At 53.9% G+C, this 21831-nt stretch carries 32 protein-coding genes; 31 read left to right on the top strand and 1 reads right to left on the bottom strand.

What is annotated here, in order from left to right; translation table 11 throughout:
• From ACO6EE_RS08430 to ACO6EE_RS08295, 28 genes are read left to right on the top strand one after another with little or no spacing between them, the layout of a single operon-like run.
• A complete protein-coding gene (locus ACO6EE_RS08430) occupies window positions 1–1266 on the top strand; it encodes a phage portal protein (RefSeq protein ID WP_485960597.1) in 1266 nt (421 codons plus the stop codon).
• Window positions 1250–2080: a phage head morphogenesis protein gene (locus tag ACO6EE_RS08425; protein WP_485960595.1), complete on the top strand. Its 831-nt coding sequence runs from the start codon at window positions 1250–1252 to the stop codon at window positions 2078–2080. The genes ACO6EE_RS08430 and ACO6EE_RS08425 overlap by 17 nt, the downstream gene beginning before the upstream one ends.
• On the top strand, window positions 2049–3092 hold the full coding sequence (locus ACO6EE_RS08420; protein ID WP_485960593.1) for a DUF2213 domain-containing protein: 1044 nt from the start codon (window positions 2049–2051) through the stop codon (window positions 3090–3092). Before ACO6EE_RS08425 ends, ACO6EE_RS08420 begins: the two co-directional genes overlap by 32 nt.
• A gap of 3 nt (window positions 3093–3095) precedes the next feature.
• The gene (locus ACO6EE_RS08415; protein WP_485960591.1) at window positions 3096–3518 is read left to right on the top strand and encodes a structural cement protein Gp24; all 423 of its coding nucleotides are present in this window, start codon (window positions 3096–3098) and stop codon (window positions 3516–3518) included.
• A gap of 16 nt (window positions 3519–3534) precedes the next feature.
• Entirely contained in the window at window positions 3535–4494 is a 960-nt protein-coding gene (locus ACO6EE_RS08410; protein WP_485960590.1) for a DUF2184 domain-containing protein, read from the top strand.
• 60 nt (window positions 4495–4554) lie between these two features.
• Complete coding sequence (locus ACO6EE_RS08405; RefSeq protein ID WP_485960588.1) at window positions 4555–4785, top strand: hypothetical protein; 231 nt, start codon at window positions 4555–4557, stop codon at window positions 4783–4785.
• An 11-nt stretch (window positions 4786–4796) separates the two neighbouring features.
• Window positions 4797–5165 (top strand): DUF4054 domain-containing protein, encoded by a 369-nt coding sequence (locus ACO6EE_RS08400; RefSeq protein ID WP_485960586.1) that lies wholly within the window; start codon window positions 4797–4799, stop codon window positions 5163–5165.
• Window positions 5155–5619 carry a hypothetical protein gene (locus ACO6EE_RS08395; RefSeq protein WP_485960585.1) on the top strand — a complete coding sequence of 155 codons (465 nt, stop codon included), beginning with the start codon at window positions 5155–5157 and terminating at the stop codon, window positions 5617–5619. The genes ACO6EE_RS08400 and ACO6EE_RS08395 overlap by 11 nt, the downstream gene beginning before the upstream one ends.
• On the top strand, window positions 5616–5945 hold the full coding sequence (locus tag ACO6EE_RS08390; RefSeq protein ID WP_485960584.1) for a hypothetical protein: 330 nt from the start codon (window positions 5616–5618) through the stop codon (window positions 5943–5945). The genes ACO6EE_RS08395 and ACO6EE_RS08390 overlap by 4 nt, the downstream gene beginning before the upstream one ends.
• Complete coding sequence (locus ACO6EE_RS08385; RefSeq protein WP_485960582.1) at window positions 5942–6403, top strand: phage neck terminator protein; 462 nt, start codon at window positions 5942–5944, stop codon at window positions 6401–6403. The genes ACO6EE_RS08390 and ACO6EE_RS08385 overlap by 4 nt, the downstream gene beginning before the upstream one ends.
• A 29-nt stretch (window positions 6404–6432) precedes the next feature.
• Window positions 6433–7785: a DUF3383 family protein gene (locus ACO6EE_RS08380; protein WP_485960581.1), complete on the top strand. Its 1353-nt coding sequence runs from the start codon at window positions 6433–6435 to the stop codon at window positions 7783–7785.
• Between the two features lie 58 nt (window positions 7786–7843).
• Window positions 7844–8272, top strand: coding sequence for a phage structural protein (locus ACO6EE_RS08375; protein WP_485960580.1), 429 nt, complete (start codon window positions 7844–7846; stop codon window positions 8270–8272).
• On the top strand, window positions 8272–8721 hold the full coding sequence (locus ACO6EE_RS08370; RefSeq protein ID WP_485960579.1) for a phage tail assembly chaperone: 450 nt from the start codon (window positions 8272–8274) through the stop codon (window positions 8719–8721). The genes ACO6EE_RS08375 and ACO6EE_RS08370 overlap by 1 nt, the downstream gene beginning before the upstream one ends.
• Window positions 8722–8750: 29 nt before the next feature.
• Window positions 8751–8882 carry a hypothetical protein gene (locus ACO6EE_RS08365; protein ID WP_256374339.1) on the top strand — a complete coding sequence of 44 codons (132 nt, stop codon included), beginning with the start codon at window positions 8751–8753 and terminating at the stop codon, window positions 8880–8882.
• Window positions 8879–10714 carry a tape measure protein gene (locus tag ACO6EE_RS08360; protein ID WP_485960578.1) on the top strand — a complete coding sequence of 612 codons (1836 nt, stop codon included), beginning with the start codon at window positions 8879–8881 and terminating at the stop codon, window positions 10712–10714. The genes ACO6EE_RS08365 and ACO6EE_RS08360 overlap by 4 nt, the downstream gene beginning before the upstream one ends.
• Before the next feature lie 2 nt (window positions 10715–10716).
• Entirely contained in the window at window positions 10717–11349 is a 633-nt protein-coding gene (locus ACO6EE_RS08355) for a phage baseplate protein (RefSeq protein ID WP_485960576.1), read from the top strand.
• Window positions 11350–11405: 56 nt separating this feature from the next.
• Window positions 11406–11660 carry a phage baseplate plug family protein gene (locus ACO6EE_RS08350; RefSeq protein WP_485960575.1) on the top strand — a complete coding sequence of 85 codons (255 nt, stop codon included), beginning with the start codon at window positions 11406–11408 and terminating at the stop codon, window positions 11658–11660.
• 20 nt (window positions 11661–11680) lie between these two features.
• Complete coding sequence (locus ACO6EE_RS08345) at window positions 11681–12562, top strand: phage protein (RefSeq protein ID WP_485960573.1); 882 nt, start codon at window positions 11681–11683, stop codon at window positions 12560–12562.
• On the top strand, window positions 12559–13242 hold the full coding sequence (locus ACO6EE_RS08340; RefSeq protein ID WP_485960572.1) for a Gp138 family membrane-puncturing spike protein: 684 nt from the start codon (window positions 12559–12561) through the stop codon (window positions 13240–13242). Before ACO6EE_RS08345 ends, ACO6EE_RS08340 begins: the two co-directional genes overlap by 4 nt.
• Window positions 13239–13589 (top strand): contractile injection system sheath initiator, encoded by a 351-nt coding sequence (locus ACO6EE_RS08335; protein WP_485960570.1) that lies wholly within the window; start codon window positions 13239–13241, stop codon window positions 13587–13589. The genes ACO6EE_RS08340 and ACO6EE_RS08335 overlap by 4 nt, the downstream gene beginning before the upstream one ends.
• Window positions 13589–15031, top strand: coding sequence for a hypothetical protein (locus tag ACO6EE_RS08330; RefSeq protein WP_485960569.1), 1443 nt, complete (start codon window positions 13589–13591; stop codon window positions 15029–15031). The genes ACO6EE_RS08335 and ACO6EE_RS08330 overlap by 1 nt, the downstream gene beginning before the upstream one ends.
• The gene (locus ACO6EE_RS08325; protein ID WP_485960568.1) at window positions 15031–15702 is read left to right on the top strand and encodes a baseplate wedge 1 family protein; all 672 of its coding nucleotides are present in this window, start codon (window positions 15031–15033) and stop codon (window positions 15700–15702) included. Before ACO6EE_RS08330 ends, ACO6EE_RS08325 begins: the two co-directional genes overlap by 1 nt.
• A gap of 33 nt (window positions 15703–15735) precedes the next feature.
• Window positions 15736–16467: a gp53-like domain-containing protein gene (locus ACO6EE_RS08320; RefSeq protein ID WP_485960566.1), complete on the top strand. Its 732-nt coding sequence runs from the start codon at window positions 15736–15738 to the stop codon at window positions 16465–16467.
• Window positions 16468–16480: 13 nt separating this feature from the next.
• Window positions 16481–17110, top strand: coding sequence for a hypothetical protein (locus ACO6EE_RS08315; RefSeq protein WP_485960564.1), 630 nt, complete (start codon window positions 16481–16483; stop codon window positions 17108–17110).
• On the top strand, window positions 17107–17577 hold the full coding sequence (locus ACO6EE_RS08310; RefSeq protein WP_485960562.1) for a hypothetical protein: 471 nt from the start codon (window positions 17107–17109) through the stop codon (window positions 17575–17577). Before ACO6EE_RS08315 ends, ACO6EE_RS08310 begins: the two co-directional genes overlap by 4 nt.
• Complete coding sequence (locus tag ACO6EE_RS08305) at window positions 17574–17957, top strand: hypothetical protein (protein ID WP_485960561.1); 384 nt, start codon at window positions 17574–17576, stop codon at window positions 17955–17957. Before ACO6EE_RS08310 ends, ACO6EE_RS08305 begins: the two co-directional genes overlap by 4 nt.
• Before the next feature lie 2 nt (window positions 17958–17959).
• Complete coding sequence (locus tag ACO6EE_RS08300; RefSeq protein WP_485960560.1) at window positions 17960–18283, top strand: hypothetical protein; 324 nt, start codon at window positions 17960–17962, stop codon at window positions 18281–18283.
• The gene (locus ACO6EE_RS08295; RefSeq protein ID WP_485960559.1) at window positions 18280–18780 is read left to right on the top strand and encodes a TIGR02594 family protein; all 501 of its coding nucleotides are present in this window, start codon (window positions 18280–18282) and stop codon (window positions 18778–18780) included. The genes ACO6EE_RS08300 and ACO6EE_RS08295 overlap by 4 nt, the downstream gene beginning before the upstream one ends.
• 40 nt (window positions 18781–18820) lie before the next feature.
• Here ACO6EE_RS08295 and fic read toward each other — a convergent pair whose 3' ends face one another.
• Complete coding sequence (fic, locus tag ACO6EE_RS08290) at window positions 18821–19930, bottom strand: protein adenylyltransferase Fic (RefSeq protein WP_485960557.1); 1110 nt, start codon at window positions 19928–19930, stop codon at window positions 18821–18823.
• Window positions 19931–20042: 112 nt separating this feature from the next.
• Here fic and ACO6EE_RS08285 point away from each other — a divergent pair, with 112 nt between their 5' ends.
• From ACO6EE_RS08285 to ACO6EE_RS08275, 3 genes are all read left to right on the top strand, one after another.
• On the top strand, window positions 20043–20384 hold the full coding sequence (locus tag ACO6EE_RS08285; RefSeq protein ID WP_485960556.1) for a hypothetical protein: 342 nt from the start codon (window positions 20043–20045) through the stop codon (window positions 20382–20384).
• Window positions 20335–20538, top strand: a complete 204-nt coding sequence (gene lysC, locus ACO6EE_RS08280) for an Rz1-like lysis system protein LysC (RefSeq protein ID WP_080543231.1) — start codon at window positions 20335–20337, stop codon at window positions 20536–20538. Before ACO6EE_RS08285 ends, lysC begins: the two co-directional genes overlap by 50 nt.
• 229 nt (window positions 20539–20767) lie before the next feature.
• Window positions 20768–21751, top strand: coding sequence for a hypothetical protein (locus ACO6EE_RS08275; protein WP_485960555.1), 984 nt, complete (start codon window positions 20768–20770; stop codon window positions 21749–21751).
• Window positions 21752–21831: the final 80 nt, after the last annotated feature.

The following is a 21831-nucleotide window of genomic DNA, read 5'->3' as shown; positions in this document are numbered from 1 at the left end:
ATGAAACAATTTCGACTAGATAATTATCAATCTGCTGTATTGGGCAGCAGGATGACTAAGGCGCGGGTAACTTCGGTTTCTGCGCCTTTCTTGTATGCCCAAGGCGGGATATTCGCGCGGATTGTTGATGCCCCTGCCGACAAGGCAATGGCTGGCGGTTTCACGGTGGCTGGCGATGACGGCACGATACAAAACGAAATCGACCGCCTGAAAGTAATCGCAACCGTTGCAGATGCCTTGCGCTGGGCTAGGCTATACGGCGGCGCGTGTATCGTGCCGGTGGTGTCAGATAATAAATCACTATCCGAACCGCTGGACTACCAGCGCCTAGAACGCATCGAAGAGCTGCGCGTTTATCACATCGACCAAATATCCATTTCAGGCAGCCTGTATTCAGATGCGACAAAGCCGAATTTTGGGCAGCCTGAACGGTATGAAGTGCATACCACTGGCGGCAGCTTTATCGTGCATGAAAGCCGCGTAATCCCCCTTGCTGGCGACCCGATGCCACATAGTGCAAAGACTAGCCGCATCTACTGGCAAGGGCGAGATGCAGTAACGCGCGGCTATAAAGCCGTATTGGAATGGGAAGAAGCCCGCTGCCGTACTAAATCCATCATGGAGCGCAAGCAGCAAGCAGTATTCTCGATGAAAGGGCTTGGCGACCTAATTGCTGCCGATATGGAGCAGCAAGTTCAGCAGCGTATTAACGTAGTCGATTCGGTGCGGAATATCCTGAACACGGTAGCAGTAGATAGTGAGGACGGCTTCAATATCATCGATTTGGGCTTGGGTGGGCTGACTGACATCATCGGTAAATTCGAGCAGGTGGTTTCAGCAGAAACCGGTATCCCGATTACGGTACTGTTCGGCGAAAGCGCCAAAGGGCTGAACGCCACCGGCGAAGGCGACCTGCGCATTTATCATGAACTGGTAGAGACCGAACGGCTGCGCCGCGCACAACCCGCGCTAGAACGCCTAATCAGCCTGATTGTGGCACAACGTGGCATCCCTGGCGAACCGGCGGAAAGCTGGCGTATCGAATGGCCGCCGTTATATACCCCGACCGCGAAAGAGGCGGCAGAAATGAAAAAGCTGGCCGCTGATACTCAGGCGGTAGAGATGGCGACCCTGGATAAGGTTGTCGGCATGGGCGCGGTTAGCGAGGAGCAAGCGCACGAATACCTGAAATCGCAGCGCCTGTTCGGCTTGAGTGAAGAGGCCGGCAGCAAAGAGAAGGCGGCAGCATATGCAGCGGAAACCTAGGCAGCGGAGAAAGCCGAAAAAATGGCTGTATCCGCTATCAGTGGAGCGTGAATACGAAGAGCTGCTGCTGAAGCTGTGTGATGATATGCAGACCGAAATAGAAAAACGCCTGCCACTATTGCGCGATATTCGGCTAGACGGCTTGGATGACATCCCAGCCGGTGGTGGTTGGTTTGAAAAGCTGCGGCAATGGCTGCTATCGGTTGCTGGTAGTTTGGCTGCATCGAAGGAGGCGGCCACCACCGCCATGAAGCTGCTGCTTCGGCAAGTGGACAGATTCAACCGCCGCCAGTTCCATGCGGTTATCCGTTCGGTGTACGGCGTGGAAATCTTCACGCATGAACCGTGGCTGCTGGAACTGCTGGGCGGATTTGAAGCCGACAATATCCGGCTTATCCAATCCATCCCCGCGCAGTATCTCGAGACGCTACATGGCAAGATTGTGGCAACAATACGCAACGGCGGCAATCATCGGGATTTGATGGCCTTGATACGCGACAGCTACCACCTGCCGAAAAACAGGGCGCGGCTGATTGCTAGAGACCAAACCGGCAAGCTCAATGGGCAGCTTACCCGATACCGTCAGCAACAAATCGGCGTAGAAGAGTACGTTTGGCGCGGCGTGTTGGATAACCGCGAGCGCGAACACCATATTGAGCGCGAAGGCAAGAAGTTCAACTGGAACAACCCGCCGACAGGTGGACACCCAGGCATGGATTTCCAATGCCGCTGCTACGCTGAAGCAGTATTCCCAGATTTAGAAGATTTAAAGGGAGTGGTTTATGAGCATCCGCTACGACCGAGCGCCGGTTAAAGCGACTAAAAATGAAGATGGCTTTATTTACGATACGCCTGTCCTAACCCGGACGGGCGTTTTTGTTTATCTCAACCCGGACGGCAGCGAGCGGCGCGAATATCGCCCACCTGAAGAGGTATTTCACGCAGACAGCCTGCAAGGATACAAGGGGCTGCCGATTACCAACGGCCATCCAGGATTAGTAACCAGCGCCAACGCCGCCAACCACACAATAGGCGCAGTGCTTGGCGAAGCAAGGCAAGATGGCAACAACCTGATTGCCGATATTGTGATTCACAACCCAGCAGCGGTAAACGCGGGGAATAAAGAGCTTTCAGTCGGCTACAAATTGGACTTGGACGAAACGCCGGGCATTTCGCCTGACGGCGAACGCTACGATGCAGTACAGCGCAACATCCGCCCAAACCATTTGGCGATTGTGAAGAAGGGGCGTGCCGGGGTGGCACGTTTAAACATGGACGGCGATGCCGTTTTTAACGATAAGGACGTAACTATGTCAAAAATGCGTTTGGATAACGGCATTGAATACGATGCCGCGCCCGAAGTCATTCAGGCGTACAACAAACTGAAACAGGATGCCGCAGACAGTGAAGCCGCCAAAGCCAAAGAGCAGGCGCGTGCCGATGCTGCTGAAGCGGATTTGAAAAAGCTGCAAAGCGAACTGCCGCAAATGAAGCAGGATGCATTAGTCGCCGCTCGTTCCCGCGTGGAGTTGGAAGCGGTAGCCAACACGCATCAAGTGGAATTTAACGCAGACAGCGCCGACCGCGCCATTAAAGAAGGCGTGATTAAGGCTATTCGCGGCGATAGCGTGAGCTTTGACGGCAAGTCTGATGACTATGTACAGGCTGCCTACGATTTCGCGCTACAGAGCCACGCTGAAGCCCAGAAAGCGGATGCAGTAGCCAAGCAGCGGCAAGATATGGCTGACAAAGGCCAGCCTGAAGTAAGCGCGGAAGCAGCGCGAGCCAAATACATCAACAGTATGAATGGTACGGAAGGGAGTTAATCAATGTACGAAAACCAAATGAACCCCGCATTTGCGGGTATGAAGGCCGATGCCGGCTTCGATCGCGTGGAAACCTACCCAGTGGCCGCAGATGGCTTGGTGTACGGTGTGGTAGTGGGGCGTGATGCCAGCGGCAAAGCGGTAGCCGGTAAGGGTACTGCGGCAGTCGGTATTACTGTGCATTCACATGCCACGATTGAGCCGATGAAACAGGGCGATGCGGTGTCTGTGATGACCCGTGGCCTGGTATGGGCGCGTGTGGCTGACGGTAAAACCGTAGCCGGTTACGAAGCGGTTAAATTCAACGCGAAAGGCGAATTGGATAACACCGCTACTGATACGCTGAAAAACGCCGTAGTGCGCTCTGTACGCGCTGCCAACGGCAAAACTCTTGCCTTGGTTGAGCTGCACGCTCCCACCGCCTAACTGAAAGGGAAAAACAATGCAGAAACATATGCACTATGACGAAGCGGAAAAACTTGCGGTATCCGCATTTGCCCAGTCTGTCGGGCAATCTATGCGCGAAGATGAAAGCGTTTTTGTTGCCCGTGAGCTGGATTATGTGAAAGCCAAAGTTTACGAGAAAAAACGCCCGCCCATGTTGGGTTTGAGCCTCGTGCCGGCTGAAACCGATGCCCCAGAATGGGCAGAAACCATCGTTTACAAAACCTACGACACCGTAGGCATGGCGAAAGTGATTGCCAACTACGCCGATGACCTGCCGCGTGCTGATGTAGCCGGTACTGAACACACCGTGCGCGTGAAAAGCATCGGCGCAAGCTACGGCTACAACGTGCAAGAGCTGAAAGCATCTGCCGGTTTGGGTACTAACCTACCCACCCGCAAAGGCGAAGCCGCCCGCCGCAGTATCGAAGTGAAGCTGAACCAAATCGCAATGACTGGCGATGCTGCTTACAACCTGCACGGCATGCTGACCCATCCGAACATCGGTACAACCACCCTGCCTTCTGCTAAGAAATGGGCACAGGCTACCGGTCAGGAAATCGTGGCTGACTTGGATGCGTTGTGGAATGCGGTGCGCCTGCAATCGCAAGGGGTGCACACTCCCAACCGCCTGATTGTGTCATCCAGCCTGCACGCGCAACTGACTTCCAAAGTCTATGCTGAATCTTACGGCAAGACCGCTTGGGAGTTCTTTAGCGCCAAACACCCCGGCCTGCAACTGGTGGAAGCGCCGGAATTCGAGAAAACCGGCAGCGGCAATAAAGACCTGATTTTCATCGGCGAATTTGCAGCTGAAAACATGGCTCATGAATTGGTAATGCCGTTCAACCAGCTGGAGGCGCAAGCCCGCAACCTGGAACTGGTTGTGCCGTGCTATGCACGAACCGCCGGTGTGGTTGTACATTATCCCTTGGCCTTTACCAAAGCCGAAAATTAACCTGACAGGCTGCCTGAAATCTGCGATACGGTTTCAGGTAGCCTTTTTTAGGAGAACGCTATGTTTGTGAAAAACGTAAAACCTGCCGTGGTGGTACTGAACGGCGAAACGGTAATTGCCCCGTTGGAAGTAGTGGAAGTGGACGGTAAAGACAACGGCGTGAAAAGCCTGATTGAGAGCGGCCACTTGGTTGAAGCCACTAAAGCAGAGACTCCACAGCAAACTGAAGCCGAATCTAAAGAAGAGGCCGGCGAAGATACTGCTGATAAAACTTCCGGCAAGAGCAAATAGGACGGTAAATCATGGACACGCAGACGGTAACATTGCTGAAAACGCTTGCGCCGAATGTGGCGGCCATGACTGAAGATGCTATGAATGCGGCTTGGGATGCGGCGGAAGGGTTTATGCCTTTGAAGCTGCCGCCCAAGAAGCAAAACGAAGCGCGGCTGTGGTACACCGCCCATCTGTTGACCATGAAACAGGCGGCGGATAACGGTACATTGCCGCCGGTCGGCATCAAGTCCGAGAGCGAAGGCGATTTGTCGCGCAGCTACGGCAGCCTGGCCGAAGAAGGCGACCCGTTCGGCTACTACGCCCGCTGGAAAGCACTGATGGATTTGGAAGCAAGGCTTGGCGGCATTATGGTGGGGAGCAGGCTGTATGAGTGTTGAAGTCAAGCTGATAGACCGCGGCTTCGACAAAATCATCCAGCAGGCTTTGAAGCTGGACGGCAAAGGCGTGAAGGTCGGCATCCGGCGCGGCAAAGGCTCGCACGACGGTACGGATATGCTGGATATTGCGGTATATAACCACTTCGGCACATCCACCATCCCCGCCCGCCCGTTTATAAGCGATTGCGCGGAAAAGAATGCCGGGCAGATCCAAGAGGCGCAGAAGCGGCTGGTTTACCGCGTGTATCAAGGCAGTTTGAGCGCGGACGGGGCGTTGGCACAGCTCGGAGCATGGTATGTGAACGTGCAGAAAGGTCATATTGCACATGGCAGCTGGTTTCCTAATGCGGAATCAACCAAAAAGCGCAAAAAGATGAAGCGGCCAGGGGATGTAATCAAGCCGCTGATAGATACGGCAGATATGATGAATTCGGTAGATTGGGAGCGTTCATGAGCTTTCGCAGTAAACAGCAAATCATCCGGCAGCCTGACGGGCAGTATGTGAAAGGCCGCTGGGTTAAAGGTGGCGATACCACGATGGAAATCATGGCATCGGTGCAGCCTGCCACCAATGATGACACCCAGAACCTGCCAGAAGGCAAACGTATTGAGCGGGCGGTGCGGATTTATACCGATGCGCTGCTGAATGTGGACGGGGCGGACAATAACGGTGATGTGTTGGTGTGGCAGGGGCGGCATTACCGCGTGATTGCGGTTGCGCCCTACCGCTCCAACGTCATCAGCCATTACCGCTATCTGGCAGCGGAGGCGGAGCGATGAAAGAGAAGTTATATGACATCTTGGCATCACAAACCACCCTGCCGCTGATTTGGGCACACGAGAACGGCAAACGCCCAAAGCCGCCGTTCATGGTGCTGGATGTACGGCAAACAACCGCCGTATGGCCGGTACATGCTGGGCAAATCGGCACAGACCGCACCCGCAAGCTGGACGGTACGCGCGAAGCTAAAGTGCATCTGCAATGCTTCGGCGCTGGTTGTTTTGAGGAGTTGGATGCGCTGATTAACCGCCTGCAAACGGAGGCAGTAGCGGAGATGTTGGAAGCGGCGAATACCGATATTGTCGATTTCGAGCCGGTGCAGCAAGTGCCTAAACTGCTTGAGGTGGACTACGAACCGCAGGCGGTGGGCGGTTTCCGCTACCGCTACACTACCAGCCTGATTGAACAGTTAGAAACGATTGATTCGGTGGATTTGTCTGCCGGTGTGCTGCCATAGGGCGGCTTTTTTATTATGGAGAACCAAAAATGGCAAATATCGACCGCCTGGTGGATGTGCAGATTTCGCTGAACACCACGGGCATTGCGGTATCCAATTTCAGCGACATGATTTTTGTCGCCCCGCACGTTTTGAGCCTGTCGCGCGTGATGGCGATTACCGGCGCAGACCAGCTTTTGGATTTGGGCGCGAAACCGTCTGATGCGCTGTATCGCGCGGCGCAGGCGTTTTTCTCGCAAGGCCGTCATCCCGCCAAGATGTTTATTGGCCGCCGCTTGGCGCAAAGCGTGGCGGTAACGGTGGACAAGGCGGTAAAAGGCGCGGAATACGCGCTGACCGTGGCGTGGAAGAAAGACAGCGACACCGTAACCCATACCGTGAAGCTGACTGCTAATACCGAGACCACTGAGCAGATTGCCAACAGCCTGAAAACCTCGCTCGCCGGTGTGGCCGATGTGCAGGTAGAAGCCGCTGTTTCCGGCAGCACATTGACACTGACCCACAAATCAGGCGCAGCATTTACCGTGCGAACCGGCGCGAATATGACCGTTGGCACGGCTACATCGAACGAAGATTGGGCGCAGACGCTCAATGCGGTAAAACGCGAGAGCGACGAGTGGTACGGCCTGACGGTGGACAGCCGCACCGAAGCCGATGTATTGGCGGTGGCTGCTTGGGCGGAAACCAACCACAAGCTGTTCGGTACGGCATCCGCCGCGCAGAATATTACCGACGGCTCGGTGGATAACGACCTATTGAGCAAACTGAAGACCAAGGGTTATGCCTACACCTTCGGCCTGTATCACACCCAAGCGGCGGCGGAATATCCTGAAGTGGCGCTGATGGCCGAACGCTTTACCTACTATCCGGGCAGCGAGACTTGGGCAAACGTGAAGCTCAACGGCATTACCGCCGACCGACTGCCGGAGGGCGATGTGCTGGTGGTGCAGAAAAAGAACGGCACGACCTTTGAAACCTTCGGCAGCTTCGCTATTTCGCAGGGCGGTAAGACCGCAGCGGGCGAGTGGATAGACGTTATCCGCTTCCGCGACTGGCTCAAAGCCACCATGCAGGCAGACGTTGCCTATGCGCTGATTAACGCCGGCGGGAAAATCCCCTACACCGACAAAGGCATTCAAATCATCGTGAATGCCATGCAACAAAGCCTTGTACTGGGTGTACGGCGCGGCGGCATTGCGGAAGAGGAATTGGACGAAAACAACGCCGTTATCCCATCATTCCGCATTACCTACCCCCGCGCATCGGAAATCAGCCCGAATCGTAAGGCATCCCGTATCTTGCAGGATATTGGTGGCTCGGCTCGCTTGGCCGGGGCGGTGCATTTGGTAGAAATCAAATTCAGCCTAGGCTATACGCTGTAACGCTATCTGAAACAAGGCTGCCTGAACTTCAGGCGGCCTATTTACTTGGAGAACCAAAATGGCAGACGTAAAAACGTATGCAAGCGACCGCGTGGCGGTTACGTTCGGCGCACACAGCGTCAAGGGCATGACAGACGGCACGTTCGTTTCGATTGAGCAGATGGCTGACGGCATTACCAGCCAAGCTGGGGCAGATGGCGAAGTAGCCCGCTCCATGAGCGCGGATAAACGCTGCAAGGTAACGCTTACCCTGCAACAAACCAGCCAATCAAATAACGTATTGAGCGCGCTCCATGATGCGGATATTGCATCAGGTGGCGCGATGCCGCTGCCGCTGCTGATTAAAGACCTGCGAGGCGATACCTTGTTCATGGCCGGTGCGGCGTGGATTGTGAAAAAACCCAATAGCGAATTTGGCAAAGAAGTAGGCAGCCGTGAGTGGGTATTTGAGACTGCTTCCGCTGTTTACTCTGTAGGGGGTAACTAATGCGTAAACCGAAAATTGTCAGCATTGGCGCACACAAATTCGGCATCACGCGCATGGATGCGTTTACAGCCTTAGAAGTGTTTGGCGACCTGCAAAAAGAGCTGTTACCGGCTCTCGGCAGCTTGATGAAGCCGGAAGGCGAACAAGACGGCACAATGAATGCGCTGGCCGCACTTTCCGGCAGCTTGTCGGGCAAATCGCTAACCAAATGGGCAAGCCGCCTGCTCGACCCTGACTATATCTCGGTAGAGAACGCAGACGGCGATTTAGAGAAATTGACCGCCGACCGCCGCGAGCTGGTGTTTGAAACCGCGGTAGAAATCTTAGAGCTGATGGTAGCAGTCATTCGGGAGAACTTCGCCGACCCTTTGATGCAATGGCTCGCCCGTTCTGGACTGGAAGCACAGCTGAAAGACAAAGTACAGTCGGCAGCTTCCGCGAAGATCTGACCGCAGAATTTGTGATATGGCGGCCTGTGATGGCAGGCCATATCACACTTTCGGAAGTCAAAAACGGGACGGCGAGCCTGATTGACCTGATGAAGATTAACGCGGTAATGGATGCACAGGAAGCCGCCGAAGCGGCGGCAATGGCAAGGCACAAATCATGATTGCACAAGAACTGGTAACGCTGCTGCGTTTCAAACTGGAACAGTCCGGCATCGGGCGCTATCGCGCCGCCGTGCAACAGGTGCGCAAATCAGCGCAGAGCTACGGCGAGGCAATACAGAAAAGCAACAATACCGCCGTTCGCGGGGCAAACCAAGCGGCGGCGGCCTATTCGCGCCTGGGCGGCATCGTGCGGGCGGTATTGGGCGGCATCGGCACTCGTATGCTGATGAGTATGGCTGATGACTGGGCAAGCGTGGAAGGGCGTATCTCCCTGACCACCAAGAGCGCGGAAGAGCAAAAATATGTGATGGATGAGCTGTTCAAGTCCGCACAGCGCAACCGGCAGGAATTTACCGCCACCGCCGACCTGTTCCAAAAAGTAGCCCGCAACAAAGACGACTTGGGTTTGTCCACAGACCAAACGCTGCAACTGACGGACGTTATCGGCAAATCGATGGTTATCGGCGGCGGCGATGCCGGAGAGCAACAAGCGGCCTTGCTGCAACTGGGGCAGGCTTTGAGTTCCGGCACGCTGCGCGGCGATGAACTGAACTCTATTCTTGAGCAATCCCCGCGCTTGGCGCAGGCGATTGCCGATGCGTTCGGTGTGCCGGTAGGTAAGCTGCGGGAGATGGGTAAAGAAGGCCGCCTAACCAGTAAAGAACTGGCGCAGGGCTTGCTGAAACAGGCCGACAAGCTCAATGAAGAGTTTGAACGGATGCCCAAGACGTTTTCCGGCAGCTTTACCATCATCCGCAACAAGCTGGGTCAGGTGGTTAGTGGCTTGAATAAATCCACCCGCGCAGCAGAGGCGTTTTATAAAGTCTCAAACTGGCTTATCGACAACTTCGAGACTTTGGCAATGATTATTGCTGGTAGTCTGGTGGTAACCAAAATCCTGAGCTGGCAAAACGCACTACTGGAGGCCACTGGCGCAACCAATCTGCTGACGGCGGCACAAATCCGGTTGAGGCAGGTGATGACTGCGAGCAACGCTCGCACGCTTGGGCAATGGGCAAGACTGGCAGCCATCCTGTATGGCCTCTACTTGATAGGCGATGATATTTACGGCTGGCTCAAAGGCGATATTTCCGTAATTGGAGGACTAATTGGCCGCGCTGAAGAATGGGCGGATGAAATCGAGACGGTAAAAAACATTCTCGGATTCATTAAAGACCTGCTATTTGGCGCGGGCATGACGTTCAAGGAATGGGCAGTCAAAGGCTTTGCTATCCTAGCAGTGCTGATGGCACTGGTAAAAATCATCGGAGTGGTATTTGCGGTTTTACGTGGCATCAGAATGATGGTGGCAGTTATCAACGCCCTAATGATGGCCAATCCGATTGTTGCTATTCTGATGATTATTATCGGCCTGCTGCTGCTGATTTGGTATTACTGGGATGATATTAAAGCAGCAGGGGCGGCGGCTTGGGATTGGATTAAAGCTAAGGCGCTGGCCGCATGGAACGGCATCAAGGCTGCGGCTGCTGCGGCGTGGGACTGGGTGCTAAGTAGAGGACGCGCTGCTTGGGAAGGCATCAGGTCAGCAGTGCAGGCGGTAACGGATTTTGTCCGTACAGCTTGGGATGGGGCTATCAGGGCAGTTACCGGCTGGATTGATAACATCGTGCAAAGCTGGAACAACCTGAAAAACCTCATATCTGGCGGCTTTTCATTCCCCGGCTTTGGCGGCAAAGCGCCGTTGGCTAATAGTGGTGGCAATATAACCCAAACTTTCAACACTACGGTTCACGGGGCGAGAGACCCTGGCAAAACAGCGGCCCATATCAATTCCCGCTACAACTTGCCAGCCCCTGTGTTAGGAAGGTAAAAATGGCACTTATCGACTTAGTATTTCGTCTGAAAGACACACCGCAAACCATGATAGGCGCATTGCAGTTAGATGCGCTGATTAGCGAGCAAACCTCTCTAGTTAATGGAGTAACGCAGTACGCGGTAGAAGAAGGTACACCGGTAAGCGACCACATCTCAACCGAAGCGGAAAAGCTGACGATTGAAGGAGTGGTAACCGGCGCAAGCGTGAGCCTGTTCGGGGGGCATGGCCGCAGCAAGATGATTGAAGCCAAGGAAGCCCTGCGTGTGATTAACGAGCAGCGGCAGCCGATTACTGTTGTTACTGGCTTAGACGTTTACCCTGAATTTGCTATGGAGAGCTGCGATATTTCGCGTAATGCAGATGATGGCGAACAGCTACGCATCAGCATCAGCCTAACTAAGATACGCAAAGCCAAAACCAGAGAAGCGGATATTCCGCCAGGGAAGGTGCGGCAGAATGCGGCAGGCAAGGCGGGGGAAACGCGAAAACCGGCCGGCCGCGTTACCAGTAGGCAGGCTGCCGGGCGGCAGGCGGCAAATACCACGCCCAGCCCACAGGCGCAGCAACGAGCCCAAGCAGCGGTACAAGGTAGAACGAAATTCTCATCAATAACAGAGTTTGGGAAATGATAAGAATCCCCTTCGCAAACCAAAACGACTTCATTGTCGAAGCGGAACTGGACGAAATGACCTGTTTCTTGCATCTAGCGTGGAACGATGACGATGCAATGTGGACGTTATCGCTGGAGAACGCTGAAAACGATGTCATCTTGTCCGGTATCCGGCTGGTGTCTGACTGGCCGCTGTTAGGCCGCTTCCGTCATTTAGCTGTACCAAAAGGCGAGCTGGTGGTGGTGTCATTAGACGGCGAGCCGATAGGCAGGCAATCGTTTGCCGATGGGTCGGCAGAGCTGGTGTATTTGCCTGCGCAGACCACCTGAAATCAAAATAAGGCGCATAAATGTATAAATTCAATCGAGTGTATCGCTTGTTGATTGGCAAGGCAGGCGGCAAGGGTGTGGAAATCAAACCGCCATTACAGATTGAGTTTGAGATTGAGAAAGACACCAAGCCAGACCCGAACATCCACCGCCTGAAACTCTACAATTTGGCACCGGAAACCATCGAAGCCGTCAGTAAACCTGATGGCTTTTGCGTTCTCTATGCTGGTTACGCTGAAGATGAAGGCGAAGTGTTGATGGCATCTGGCGGGGTGGTGGATGCCTACACCTACCGCGAGGGTACGGAACGCATTACGGAGCTTTCGGTAGCCGATGGGTGGGTAGAGTTGCGCGATACGGCTGTTTCGCTTGGGTTTGGTGCTGGTGTGGCAGCACATAGCATTATTCGTGAAATTGCCAAGCAAATGAATCTGACGTTAGTCATGGATGAAAAACTACCTAATCGAACATGGCGCAACGGCTTCAGTTTCTACGGTGCGGCACGGCGGGCATTGGACAAGATAGTCGCCGGTGCCGGGCTGGAATGGTCTGTGCAAAATCAAACGCTGCAAGTGGTGCAGAAACTGCAACCGACCAAACGCACGGCGGTGGTGCTGGCTGCTGATAGCGGGTTAATCGGTCACCCTGAAAAAATCCGCGATGGGGCGCGGGATAAGTCTGTTCCGAAGAACAGCCGCCGCAAAGGCCGGACGGGGCAATCAGAGCCGCGCAATGGCTGGAAGGTGCATTCATTATTACTACCGCAAATCAATCCGGCGGATATTGTGAAAATCGAATCGGAAACGGTAAATGATTTTTTCCGCGTGGAGACCGTAAAGCATTCAGGCAGTCTGGACGGCGGTGACTGGCAAACTGAATTAGAAGTGAAGGAAATCAAATGACCTTGACGGAAGCCATCCATAACGAGCTAGACGATATTCATGTTTGCTTACCCGGAAAAATCGTGGCATGGGATGGTAAGACAGCCACGGTTAAGCCAAGCATGCCGCGTGCCTTGTCCAACGGTGGAGAACTGGCCGCGCCGCAGATTGTAAGTGTGCCGGTGCTGTTCCCTACCGGCTTGGGCGGCAGTGCAATGATTAGCCTGCCGCTGCAAGCCGGCGATGATGTGTTGCTGTATTTCTCTGAAGTGGCGCTGGATAGCTGGCTTTCCGGCAGTGATGCTGCGCCAGACGACCCGCGCCGCTTCGACATGTCGGACTGCTTCGCCGCCCCCATGCTGCGCCCGACCGTAGCGGCAGCTGATACGGCTAATCTGCGCCTGCTGTGTGGGGCAAGCTCTTTCGTGATGTCGCCCGGCGGCGAAGTAACGCTGAATGCAAGCAAGTTCCAAGTGAACGCACCACAGTCGGAATTCTCTGCTGTGGTAACAGCACAAGGGCAAATCAACGGTAACGGCGGCATGGCGGTGGAAGGCGGCAGCGGGGCAACGTTTAGCGGCAACATAAAACAGACTGGCGGCAACTACACCACCGACCAAGATGTGATTGCATCCGGCAAGTCATTAGCCACCCATACCCACCCTGGCGATAGCGGCGGAACAACTGGAGCGCCCCAATGAGTGCAGATTTGAAATTAAACGGCAATCATGACTTGGATTTATCTAATCTGACTTTGACCGATGGCGCAGAACGAGTGCGACAGCAAATCAAGGTTACGTTGCTGACCTTTCTTGGTGAGTGGTTTCTCAATACCGACCACGGCGTACCGTACTTTGAGCAGATTTTAAAGAAAGCACCAAGTCGGGCGGCGATTGAAGCGGTTATCCGCGCCAAAGTAAAAGACGTTCCCGGCGTGGTGTCGGTATCAGAAATGCGCCTGCTGCTAGATAGCCCCGGCAGACGGTTGGCGATACATGCCAAGGCGCACACAGATGAAGGCTTAGTTGAGATTAAGGCGGAGGTTTGATGGATTACGGTGTTTTGCCTACGGGCTTTATAAAAATGAGGCTGCCTGAAATCCGGGCGGCCATTATTACTGACTTGAAACAGCGGCTACTTGCAGCCGGCCTGCCGGCGGATATTCAAACCCGGCCCGATAGTGTGCTCGGGCTACTAATTGATACGTTTGCCGAACGTGAGGCGGCGCTGTGGAACGTAGCGGAAGGCGTATACAACGCTATGTACCCCGATACTGCTACCGGCATAGCGCTGGATAACGCGGTGGCGTTCACCGGTGTGCGACGCTTAGGAGAACGGCCAAGTTCGGCAGACTTGCTGATTTATGCCGACAGCACCATTCAAGTGCCACGCGGCGCACAGTTCAAAAATACCGTTACGCAGACGGTGTGGGCAACCACAGCAGATTTGACTGTTTCAGCGGCTAACGCGGCAGAAATTCTGATTACGCTGACTGCGCAGCCTGATTTCACTTATTGGGTAGCCATCGGCGACCAGCGATTTACCTACCGCAGTGGTCGCAACGCTACCGCAGATGATGTAGTAGATGGTCTGAAAACCGCCCTATCAGCATCATCCGACTTCGCAGCAGAGAAAAACGGCGTATTCCTGCGCATCCGCTCGGTGGCAGCAGATAGTGTACGAGCAGCGGTATCCGATAATCTATCCATTGTTGAAATCGGCGCAGTAGTGCCAGCTTCTCCGCTGGAAGGCTTAGAGGAAGCGGCAGCGGATACGATTACTGAAGCTGTTACGTTGATTGACGGACTAAAACGGGTTCGCAACCGTGTGGCGGTGGTAGGAAGGGTGGCGGAAAGCGACGAGGATTTGCGCGCTCGATACGAAACGGGCGTATATGCACTCGGTGCGGCCACGCATGCCACTATTCTTGCCAACCTGAAACGAGATATTCCGACCGCCAGCGATATTCACGTTTTCGAGAATAACACAGACTTGCAAGTCGGCGACCTGAAGCCACACTCCATCAAAGTGCTGATTGATGGCGGCAAGGATGATGAAATTGCTCAAGCTATCTACCGCGTGAAGGCGGCTGGTATCGATACCAACGGCGATATAGCTAAGACTATCCCAACGCCGACTGGAAACCAGATTATCCGTTTCTCCCGCCCGACCTATCGCTATATTTGGGTACAGGCTACCTTATCCCTGCTGCGCGGCACAGATGCTGCCTTCCCGGCAGACGGTTACGAATCAGTACGCGCAGATTTGAACGCCATTGGGCAGAAATTACAGGTTGGCAATGATGTGGTGGCGCAGAAATTCTATTGCGGCGCATTTAAAACGGCCGGCATTGAATCAGTAACGTTCAAGTTTGCCGCTTCCGCTAGTCCGACTATCCGACCTGCTGATGGTGCGTTCAGCCCGAATAATATTGTGATTGGTAACTATGAACGGGCGATGTTCGACCCGATGCGAATTGAGGTGCGCTAATGGAACGAGAAACCGACCACGGCGGCATAGCGTGGGGCAACAATCTGATGCAGTTCCGGCAGAGCCGGCAGTTTGAATGCTTGGTTAAATCGTTATTCGCGCCGGTAAATGTTCTGCATGAGGTGTTTTACGACCTGCTATATAAGCGTGGGGTAGATACAGCAGAAGGCAAGCAGTTAGACGGAGTGGGGAGAATCGTTGGCTTGACGCGCACAGTCAGCAACGCGGCAGCTATCCCGTTTTTCGGCTTTGCCGGGCAAGAAAATACCCGTAGTTTCGGACAGGCGCGAATGCGGCGCGAAAACGAAACTGTTACCGGTGGATTCATTAAATTGCCGGATGATGAATATCGCGGCCTACTGAAATGGAAAATTGCCGCGAACAACGGGCATGGCACTGCGCCTGAAATTGTGGCGGCGCTAAGTAATGTGTTTGGTGCAGAGCTGGCAATTTTCCGCGACTGGGGGAATGCGAAATTTCAGGTTGCCTTCAGCACAGAGAATGCGCCGGAATATGTGCTGAATAACCGCTATCGGCTGATACCCAAGGCCGCCGGGGTGGGCTTGGAAGTGGTTATCGTGAAACATAAAACCCCATTCGGTTTTGCCGACCAGAATTATTACGGCTTCGGGCAGGGCGTGATGTTATCTAACGCCGATATTGTGATTTAACCGCCAATCGGCGGTTTTTTATGGAGTATGAACATGGCAGTAAACAAGCAGTCATTTGCGAAAAAGTTTGCCGAAAACGGCCAGCGCACGGTCTGGGAAGAGCCGCAATACAAGCTGGGCTGGGATATGGTGGGCATCAGGCCGCCGACTAAAGAACAGTTTAACTATCTGTTCTACAACATTGACGAGAAGATGGCGTTTTTGCTTGAGGAGATTGACGCTGGTGGTTCAGTTAAAACCACAGGCAACCAAGAAATCGCTGGCGACAAAACCTTTGCCGGCCTTACCGCCCTGAAAAAAGGCGCGATTGTGGCCGACAGCGTGGAAGACTTTAACGCCAACCAATACCTGCAAATTGGCTCGAACAACGTAAATTCATATCTCCACAACAAGAAGAGCGGCAAATACCTCTCCATGCGTAACGACGGCGAGCTACGTTATGACGGCAAACGCCTGCTTAATGTGGATGATTTCATCTCCCAAAAAGCCTCTTCAGGCTACATGAAAACGCCAAGTGGGCTGATTTTGGAATGGGGGACGGCTCAAGTGCCGATTGATAGTTATGTCCAGGTGGTATTCCCGCTAGCATTCCCGACAGCCTGCCTTAATGTGCAGGCCACCGCCGTTCTTGACCAGGCCGTCCCAGGCGCAACCGTATTATCCGCTCATGTAGGGAGAGTCAATCAAACCGGATGCTATGTTGGGGTATCGGAAAACGGCATAGTCGGCCCAAGACCTGTGTATTGGTTGGCCATTGGATATTAACAGGAGCTACAGCATGACCATCTATTATTCAAAATTTAATCAGGCGTTTTACGACAACACCATCCATGCATCCATACCTGAAGATGCGGTAGAGATTAGCCTCGAGCAACACGCCGCACTGCTGGCCGGGCAGTCCAACGGCCAAGTCATCATGCCCGACAAAGACGGCAAGCCCGTGCTGACTTCCAAAGCCCCCAGCCATCTGCACCGTTGGGATGGTAAGGAATGGACGTTAGACAAGGCCGCCGCCTCTCAATTACTGGCCGAATCCATCGACAACGGCACTAAGGCAATTAACGATTTGGTGGATGAAGCCTACCGCCATGTAACCCGCTTCCAACCGGAATATGAAGTACGCGAGCAACAGGCAAGGGATTACAAGGCGGGCGGCTGCAAAGGGGAAGCCCCGGAGCAGGTGGCCGCTTTTGCCAAGCCAGCAGGCAAGACGGCGTGCGAAGCGACCGACATCATCATTGCCCAAGCCGACAACCTGCGCATGGTGATGGGTAAGCTGGGCGCATTGCGGATGCGTAAGTTTGAACTGAAAGGGCTAAAGACTGCCGCCGAAGTGGACAAGCGCACAGCGGAAATCTTGGCGGAGATTAAGCCGATTGCCGACAAGCTGGGCGAGGTGGGCAAATGATTTACCTGGCTTTGTATCACGGCCACCGTGGCGGCACGGGCTGGCGCATGTGGGTGGCACGGTTTACCGATGGCTTAACCCGCATTCTCACGCGCGGCAAGTACAGCCATTGTGAGATTGCCGTCAGGCTACCTGAAACGGCAGGGGAGCAGGAATATGAGTGCTATTCCGCCAGCCTGCGGGATGGTGGGGTACGCAGAAAAACCATGCCGCTGCCGTCTGCCAAGTGGGATTTGATTGCACTACCGGACAGCGTGGGCGAGCGGCTGCATAGCTTATGGCAGGAAACCCAAGGCCAAGGCTACGACCTGCCCGGCGCGTTCGGTGTGGTGTTCGGTTTGAGAGAAAACCGCCGTCGTTGGTTTTGCAGCGAGTGGGTGGGCAAGGCGTTGGGGCTGGCCGAAAGCTGGCGTTTTTCGCCGAATGATTTAGCGGTAATTGCGAACATGGGAAGGGAGGAGAAATGACACCGTTGGAAACGTCTAACGTTCCCGGCCATATGCTGAACATGGGCATGATTGGTATATCCGGCACGATAGCCGGTATGCCGTTGGAAGCCCTCGTGTTGGGCGCGGTGGCCGGGGCGTTGCATCATGGCTTGAAGGAGCCGGGCAGTCGCAAGAACGGCATGCTGGTCATCATTACCAGTATGCTGCTGGCCGGTTCTTTATCGCCGGTGATTATGGCTTATCTGGCGTTGAGCTTAGGGCTGGAGCAGGAAGTATTCAAGGCCGCCGTGCCGATGCTGATTGGTTTGGGCTGGTCTTGGGCTACCCCGCTTTTGAATGACGGCCTGCGCCGTTTGTGGGCTGGCTGGATTGATAAATGGGGAGGTAGAAGGAAATGAATATGGAGATGATTACCCAATGCTTATTGATGATAAACGTAGCGGCGATGGTGGCGATATTCGTTTATTCCGCCTGCTCGTTATCAGTGCGGCAATGGACAGCCAAGCAGCCTGACTACTGGATACATAGCCTACTGGTGGGCGGTAGTGTGGCGGTCATCGGCCATTCGCTGGCTGGTGGGCAGGTACATCACTGGACGGAAATCATGTTCAACGTGGCAGCAGCATCTTACTTCGTGATGCGTTCGCGCCGTATTCATCTATTGAGCGGGATATTGCAGCGCAAAGGCAAAGGCTACCTGAAAGAGAGAAGGGAAACGAAATGACGGAATTGGCATGGATTGTGGAAGCAAGGGCATACATCGGCATGCACGAACGGGATGCGCGTGGCTTAAAGACCATCCCATTGTGGGTACGGGCTTTGAAAGGCTGGTGGAGCGACACCAAAACGCCGTGGTGCGGAACGTTCGTCGGCCACTGTTTGCAGGCAGCTGGCAGGGATATTGCGAAAGAATGGTATCGGGCGAAAGCCTGGGTGAACAGCGCTACCCGTTTGGAGAAACCTGCGTATGGTTGCATCGTGGTATTTGAGCGGCAGGGCGGCGGGCATGTCGGCTTTGTCGTTGGGCAGGACAGGCAGGGCAACCTGATGGTATTGGGCGGCAACCAGGGCGACGCGGTCAATATCAAACCGTTTGCCAAGAGCCGCGTGATTGCCTACCTGTGGCCGAACAAAGGCGGCAATCCTGCCTACCCCGCAGAAGGGCGCTATACGCTGCCGCTGCTCGCGAGCGACGGGAAGCTGAGTAGAAACGAGGCGTAAACAAAACCCGCAGCGTGGAAGGCTGCGGGCTACCTGAAAATCAGACATATGGCTGAAACTGGTTGTCATCGCTATATAGTAAATCCATCAACTTTGGATGAATAAACAATTTTTCCCTACCAATTGTCATTTCACGCAATACGCCGATTTTCACCAGCTCTTTTAGATATTTAGAAGCAGTCTGCCGCTTGGCAATACCTGCAGTTTCAAGGTTGCCGATACGGGTATAGGGTTGCTCGAAAAGCAAATCAGACAACTCCCTGCTATATAGTGTTGGTGCTGCCTTTTGGATGTATATACGGGTTTCATCTGCCAGCCGCTTGATGCCTTCTATTTTTGCCAATGTCCAGCCGGCAGTTTCTTCCACCCCCTTCAGAATATAGACAATCCAATCTTGCCAGTGCTGCTTCTCAGTTACGCCTAGCAACAAGCGGTAATAATCGGATTTGTGTTGAATAATATAACGACTAAGATAGAGTATAGGTAGCCCAAGTAATCCTTTTTCAATCAGGAACAGACTATTTAGTACACGGCCAGTTCGCCCGTTCCCATCTGCAAACGGGTGGATTGCTTCAAACTGATAGTGAGCTATTGCCATAACTATCAAAGGGTCGATATGGTCGGATTCATGGATGAATTTTTCCCAATTAGCCAATTTCTGCCGTATTAACTCCTCTCCTTCCGGAGGTGTATAGACAATTTTACCGCTATGCCCAGTTTTCAGCGCTGTTCCACCAATACGGCGAATATCCATATCACGCCCTTTAATTACACTACATACCTGCACAGCAGTTTGCGTACGCAAAGGGAGACGTTGTAGTGATTGGAACCCTGATAATAAAGCATTTCTGTATTGAAGAGCTTCTTTGGTAGCGGGGTCGATACTGTCTTGAGGTAATTGCAGAGACTGAAACAGTTTGTCGGCAGTTGTAACAATATTCTCAATCTCAGAACTTGCCCTTGCCTCCATTACTGGTAGCGTATTGATCAGCATGGCCTGATTGGGAATAAGTTCTGCCGCTTGTTTTAACTCTCCAAGCGCCACTCGGGCACGGATACAGTGTTTTAAAATAAATTTATCTTCAACGTCTTGGGCGGGAGGTAATGATGGAAGATTATTGTAAGGAACTTCAGCTTGCCATTTTGTCATGTTTATTTTTTATGAATTTTTAAAGGTATTTGCAGTATAGGTTGATGCCGTGTACATATCAAGTAAATGTGACTAAAAATAGTGACATATTAAACATATCATTGGTAATTATATGACTTATTTATACAAATACTGGAAGCCGCTTGCTATCGCCGCGCTACTGGCGGCGGCGGTGGGCGGGGAATATTGGTATGGTAGGCAACGCTATCAGGCGGGCTATGATGCAGCCACGGCGGCCATCACCGCCAAGATGCTAGAGCAGCATCAGCAGCATCAAAAAGCCGCCCGGACGGCCAGCGTGGAATATCAACAAACCAAGTCCGAAGCGGACGAGAAAGTGAGAATACAGCGTGAAGTGGTACAGCAAATTATCGAGCGGCCTGTGTATATTGACGATTGCACTGATGCAAGCGGGGTGTCAGTCCTCAACGCCGCCATTGCCGAACGCCGTTGAACCGCCTGCCGACTTGGCTACTCCCTGCCCAAGGCTGCCTGAATTATCGGGCACAACGGGCAAGGTGATGCTGCCGTGGGCGCTGGAGGTGGTGCATCTGTATAACGACTGCGCGGCACGGCATGACGGGTTGATAAAGGCATGGCCAAGGTAGGAAATCCGTTCCGCAAAAAATTTCCAGCCTTTGATTTTGTTGGATAAAAATCAGCTTCAAACGCAACGATTGCGGAACGGAAATATAGATGGAAGCCTTATAAATGCTTGATTTGTTATGTTCTATGAAATAATATCGCTTGTTACATTTTCAGGTAGCCTCTCGGCAAGCAATCAAAGGCTACCTGAAACCGTCGATACCAAGCTAACCCCTCCTCGGAAAAACCACCATGACCCAAGCGCAAGATAATCTGGTTTTCACCCTCAACGACGATTCCTCTGCCCCGCAATCCACCACATCCGACACCGAAGATTGGGAAAAAGGCCTGGAACGCCTGCAACAAAAACGCCGCCATCTGGCCAAACAGGCGCAACAACCGCCCGCCACCCAATCCAACCGCCATCCTTCTGCCGCTCTTCTTTACGATACCTTGGTGGCCGAAGCCAGCCCAACGCCGGCACCAACCGCCGCCCCTACTGCCGAACCCCGCACCGTACCGCTTCATACGCCCGCGTCTGTGGCCGTGGCCGAACCTGCCGCACAGCCAGCCAGCTCCGGCACGCGCCCCAGCGCGCTCAGCGGCAGCCGCCATCGCCGCCTGAATCTGGACGAACAAAAACAGGCCTATCAAGCCTATCTCCAGCACTGGCAGCAACAGCACAACCTGCAAACCGCCAGCTCCGAAGCCGAGCTGAACAACCCGCAAATCCTGTTTCAAGAAGACTGGCTGGCTGCCCAAAACTCCCTGCGCGTCGGCCGCAACGAGCCCGTGGTCGAGCAGGCCACCGTGTGGCTGGGCGGCACACAGCCCACGGTAACGCCCAACCAAGACGTAGCCGAACAAATCGAAGCCGCTGCCGAGGCCGCCGCACAGTCCGAATACGATGCCCAAGCCGAGCATGGCACCGCAGAACTGGCCGCTGCTGCCGAGAAAGTGGTGCTGCTCAACGCCTACACCTTGCCCAGCAATCTGCAACACAAAATCCTCTGCCTGAGCGAGCAAGTCCTGCTCGAACGCCTAACCGAAAAACTGCGCCCGCATCTGGCCGATGCCGTATCCGGCATGGTGAAAACCGCGTTGCAGCGGCAAACGGCGCTGATGGTGCAGAATATGCAGCAGGCCTTCTTAGATGAAGTGCCCCGCCTGGTGGACGACGTATTGGCCTACAACCTCGCCCGCGCCCTGGCTGCTGTGAAAAAAGAACAGCTATAACAGCCAACCCCGAATTAAGGCTACCTGAAAATCCCCGCCGGTTTTCAGGTAGCCTTTGCCATTTTGCGCCGCCTCGATGC

The organism is Eikenella sp., from assembly GCF_057315495.1.
The sequence above is the reverse complement of the archived record's forward strand: the minus strand, read 5'-3'. Positions and strand labels throughout refer to the sequence as shown.

Excerpts from the sequence above, each read along its gene's own strand:
- ACO6EE_RS08430 (WP_485960597.1), top strand. The coding sequence starts at position 1 with ATGAAACAATTTCGACTAGATAATTATCAATCTGCTGTATTGGGCAGC.
- ACO6EE_RS08425 (WP_485960595.1), top strand. The coding sequence starts at position 1,250 with ATGCAGCGGAAACCTAGGCAGCGGAGAAAGCCGAAAAAATGGCTGTAT.
- ACO6EE_RS08420 (WP_485960593.1), top strand. The coding sequence starts at position 2,049 with ATGAGCATCCGCTACGACCGAGCGCCGGTTAAAGCGACTAAAAATGAA.
- ACO6EE_RS08415 (WP_485960591.1), top strand. The coding sequence starts at position 3,096 with ATGTACGAAAACCAAATGAACCCCGCATTTGCGGGTATGAAGGCCGAT.
- ACO6EE_RS08410 (WP_485960590.1), top strand. The coding sequence starts at position 3,535 with ATGCAGAAACATATGCACTATGACGAAGCGGAAAAACTTGCGGTATCC.
- ACO6EE_RS08405 (WP_485960588.1), top strand. The coding sequence starts at position 4,555 with ATGTTTGTGAAAAACGTAAAACCTGCCGTGGTGGTACTGAACGGCGAA.
- ACO6EE_RS08400 (WP_485960586.1), top strand. The coding sequence starts at position 4,797 with ATGGACACGCAGACGGTAACATTGCTGAAAACGCTTGCGCCGAATGTG.
- ACO6EE_RS08395 (WP_485960585.1), top strand. The coding sequence starts at position 5,155 with ATGAGTGTTGAAGTCAAGCTGATAGACCGCGGCTTCGACAAAATCATC.
- ACO6EE_RS08390 (WP_485960584.1), top strand. The coding sequence starts at position 5,616 with ATGAGCTTTCGCAGTAAACAGCAAATCATCCGGCAGCCTGACGGGCAG.
- ACO6EE_RS08385 (WP_485960582.1), top strand. The coding sequence starts at position 5,942 with ATGAAAGAGAAGTTATATGACATCTTGGCATCACAAACCACCCTGCCG.
- ACO6EE_RS08380 (WP_485960581.1), top strand. The coding sequence starts at position 6,433 with ATGGCAAATATCGACCGCCTGGTGGATGTGCAGATTTCGCTGAACACC.
- ACO6EE_RS08375 (WP_485960580.1), top strand. The coding sequence starts at position 7,844 with ATGGCAGACGTAAAAACGTATGCAAGCGACCGCGTGGCGGTTACGTTC.
- ACO6EE_RS08370 (WP_485960579.1), top strand. The coding sequence starts at position 8,272 with ATGCGTAAACCGAAAATTGTCAGCATTGGCGCACACAAATTCGGCATC.
- ACO6EE_RS08365 (WP_256374339.1), top strand. The coding sequence starts at position 8,751 with ATGGCAGGCCATATCACACTTTCGGAAGTCAAAAACGGGACGGCGAGC.
- ACO6EE_RS08360 (WP_485960578.1), top strand. The coding sequence starts at position 8,879 with ATGATTGCACAAGAACTGGTAACGCTGCTGCGTTTCAAACTGGAACAG.
- ACO6EE_RS08355 (WP_485960576.1), top strand. The coding sequence starts at position 10,717 with ATGGCACTTATCGACTTAGTATTTCGTCTGAAAGACACACCGCAAACC.
- ACO6EE_RS08350 (WP_485960575.1), top strand. The coding sequence starts at position 11,406 with ATGACCTGTTTCTTGCATCTAGCGTGGAACGATGACGATGCAATGTGG.
- ACO6EE_RS08345 (WP_485960573.1), top strand. The coding sequence starts at position 11,681 with ATGTATAAATTCAATCGAGTGTATCGCTTGTTGATTGGCAAGGCAGGC.
- ACO6EE_RS08340 (WP_485960572.1), top strand. The coding sequence starts at position 12,559 with ATGACCTTGACGGAAGCCATCCATAACGAGCTAGACGATATTCATGTT.
- ACO6EE_RS08335 (WP_485960570.1), top strand. The coding sequence starts at position 13,239 with ATGAGTGCAGATTTGAAATTAAACGGCAATCATGACTTGGATTTATCT.
- ACO6EE_RS08330 (WP_485960569.1), top strand. The coding sequence starts at position 13,589 with ATGGATTACGGTGTTTTGCCTACGGGCTTTATAAAAATGAGGCTGCCT.
- ACO6EE_RS08325 (WP_485960568.1), top strand. The coding sequence starts at position 15,031 with ATGGAACGAGAAACCGACCACGGCGGCATAGCGTGGGGCAACAATCTG.
- ACO6EE_RS08320 (WP_485960566.1), top strand. The coding sequence starts at position 15,736 with ATGGCAGTAAACAAGCAGTCATTTGCGAAAAAGTTTGCCGAAAACGGC.
- ACO6EE_RS08315 (WP_485960564.1), top strand. The coding sequence starts at position 16,481 with ATGACCATCTATTATTCAAAATTTAATCAGGCGTTTTACGACAACACC.
- ACO6EE_RS08310 (WP_485960562.1), top strand. The coding sequence starts at position 17,107 with ATGATTTACCTGGCTTTGTATCACGGCCACCGTGGCGGCACGGGCTGG.
- ACO6EE_RS08305 (WP_485960561.1), top strand. The coding sequence starts at position 17,574 with ATGACACCGTTGGAAACGTCTAACGTTCCCGGCCATATGCTGAACATG.
- ACO6EE_RS08300 (WP_485960560.1), top strand. The coding sequence starts at position 17,960 with ATGGAGATGATTACCCAATGCTTATTGATGATAAACGTAGCGGCGATG.
- ACO6EE_RS08295 (WP_485960559.1), top strand. The coding sequence starts at position 18,280 with ATGACGGAATTGGCATGGATTGTGGAAGCAAGGGCATACATCGGCATG.
- fic (WP_485960557.1), bottom strand. The coding sequence starts at position 19,930 with ATGACAAAATGGCAAGCTGAAGTTCCTTACAATAATCTTCCATCATTA.
- ACO6EE_RS08285 (WP_485960556.1), top strand. The coding sequence starts at position 20,043 with ATGACTTATTTATACAAATACTGGAAGCCGCTTGCTATCGCCGCGCTA.
- lysC (WP_080543231.1), top strand. The coding sequence starts at position 20,335 with ATGCAAGCGGGGTGTCAGTCCTCAACGCCGCCATTGCCGAACGCCGTT.
- ACO6EE_RS08275 (WP_485960555.1), top strand. The coding sequence starts at position 20,768 with ATGACCCAAGCGCAAGATAATCTGGTTTTCACCCTCAACGACGATTCC.